Raw genomic sequence first — 2,611 nt, forward strand, 5'->3', positions numbered from 1 at the left:
TTGTACTCTCCGAACTTTTCAAGATACTGCTGCTTCTCTGCTTCGTGTATCTCCTTAATATCCTTCTCATCCATCAGCCACACGATAAAGTCAAGTCCCACAATATCAAGAATCGTCTTTAGGCGAAGATCAAGCTTTTCGTAGAGGTCAAGCTCCTTATCGATTTCTGTTTCAGGTTTAAAATTATATATCAAAAGTTTCTTTGGATTAGTAATCCTGAGTGCCCTGCCTGCCCTTTGCACAAGTAACACAGGATTATAAGGCAGATCGAAATTAATAACTGATACTGCTCTCGGTATATTAACACCTTCAGAAAGAATGTCAGTCGTAAGAATAATATCGACATCCCCTTTCTGGAAACGTTCTATCAATTTATCCTTAGACTTATCACTGGCACCATGGATGTAATCAATCTTTTCAATATCACCGTTGAGCGATTTATAAAGATAATCAATAGTATCCTTGTACTGGGAAAATACAATAGTAGGTTTTCCATCACGCAGGTTATCCTGAAGTATCTCTTTTAAGTTCTGGATCTTTTTATCATCCTTATAAGGTATCTCTTCAAGCTCACCAAAAACCTCTTTGAGCGTATTAAGCATTTCATCTATCAACGCCAGATCGCTGGAATGGTTAGCTAAAATCTGTTCTTGAATCGAACTGTCCTGTTCATGGAACGAATCAAATATCACACGGTGACGTGTTTCATCAATAACAGCCCGATACTCTTGTTTTCCAAGTTCAAATGGTAGGGTATCCAGATTATCCCTATCTATCCAGACGCCTTTTTCAAGAGTTTCCCTGTAAAGAGCGAACCGTATTTTAAGGTAATATACGCTCTTGTAGAATGCATAAAGACTGCTTTCAAGCCTTTTATATAATTGCCATTTGTACCAGAATTGCAGATTTTTATCGTCTTTATAACCCTGACCATCCCACAATTTGGCAGGCTCATATTTTAGATTCGCCAAAAAAGTGATGATGTTATCGAATATTTTCTCTTTATATTCATCAGGATAAGTAAACGACACCTCTCTTGTGTCAGGTTCTTCATATTTCAATTTTTCCCCTGAAAGTTTCCACAGGTCTTCCTTAAAATGATCCTGCACAATGCGCCACGTTATTTTCAGGTTCAGTTCCTTTTCAATCCGCTTTATCTTTTCAAGTAGATCCTTATTGAGCTCATATTTAGAATCTTTGAGCTCCCTGCTGGTCGTGTCATAAAGTTCCCGAAGTCCCTGACCTTCAAAACGTGAAACATTTTCACCTTGATAGAACAGGTCGACCAAGCTGAAAAGGTCTTTAGAACTCAAATTCACCGGAGTTGCAGTGAGAAGAAGCACCTCTGCGTTTCCATTACTTTTTATCAGATTTTGGATATTTTGTCGTCTGTTATTCTCATTCCTGTAGTGGTGTGCTTCATCAGCCACGATTAAAGAATATTTATCTGAATACGTTCTATGGTCAAAAACTCCCTCGTCTGCATCCCCATATGGTGGTTTCTGGAGGATTCCCATCGAAATCATGTCCATGTGATCAAATATTCCAAACTCTTCCAGATATCCTTTCCATTCCGTTTCCATTCTGGGCGGATAAATAAGTAAACACCTTTTGTCAGGATTCTGCTTAAGATATGCCTTCATAGCCTGTGCAGCAACATAGGATTTACCAAGACCCACAGAGTTTGCAAGAATATATCCACCGTATTTCTGAAGGCGCTCCATTACAATATAGTAGCTTAAATTTTGGAATTCGAGGAGGATATTCTCATCACCTTCAACCTCATCTTCAAGCAGATACATTTTGTTCAGCAGGTGGATAAGTTTAGTAAAAAAGTTCATGGGATGTAGATAGATGTACTTAGATTCTTTGACATTCTCGATAATAGCAAGCATATTCAGGTCTTTGCTTGCCATCCCCCATAAGGCATCGAACCAGTCCCTGAAAAGTTCCCGCGTCTCGCTGGTAGTTTGCATTGGTATGCAGAGTTCGATATTATCAGTCAATCCGGCTTTTGTGAAATTTGCAGAACCTGCCCAGATATCATCAGGAATAGAAGATCGTAAATAGAAATTATAAATCTTTACATGGAATTTCCTGTCAAGAAACACCCTGAACTCAATCAAGTCATTCTTAACCAGATTTTCAAGTAGTTCAACTGTCTCATCGTTAAAATTACTGATGTTATCTCTAATAATGGAAAGCAGGATTTCCTTTGTAAATTTACTTGTCTCGCGCCCCATTACAACTCGTATCGGAGCTTTGCTGTCCCATTTTTCATCATCAGCAACATTCTTAAGGATATCATTAACTTTTAAGTCATTGAAAATATTATATGACTCTTTGAAACCTGAAAAAAATAGATAACCAGTACCAATATCCATTCGAAGTCCAAAGTCTGAAGGGGTTTCAATACATTTTGCTGCATAATACTCAAATATCTCTCTGACAGCCCCTTCTTTTCCATCCTCGATCACAGCAGCATAATTATCCACTACCTTCGAAAGAATATTATTCATCTTTTTTCTCCCTGGCATTCAAAGAGAATGCATCTATTATAAAATATTATATAGTGCGCAGTGAAAGTATTTAGTAATAATTATTCAAATAT

Annotated in this window: 1 protein-coding gene; it reads right to left on the reverse strand. The window is 37.6% G+C overall.

The annotated features are described in order from the left end of the window. On the reverse strand, positions 1–2,519 hold a 2,519-nt coding region (locus IBX40_12595; GenBank protein ID MBE0525148.1), incomplete at its 3' end, for a DNA/RNA helicase, superfamily II. Between the last annotated feature and the right edge of the window lie 92 nt (positions 2,520–2,611).

Source organism: Methanosarcinales archaeon, from assembly GCA_014859725.1.
GTDB lineage: Archaea > Halobacteriota > Methanosarcinia > Methanosarcinales > Methanocomedenaceae > Kmv04.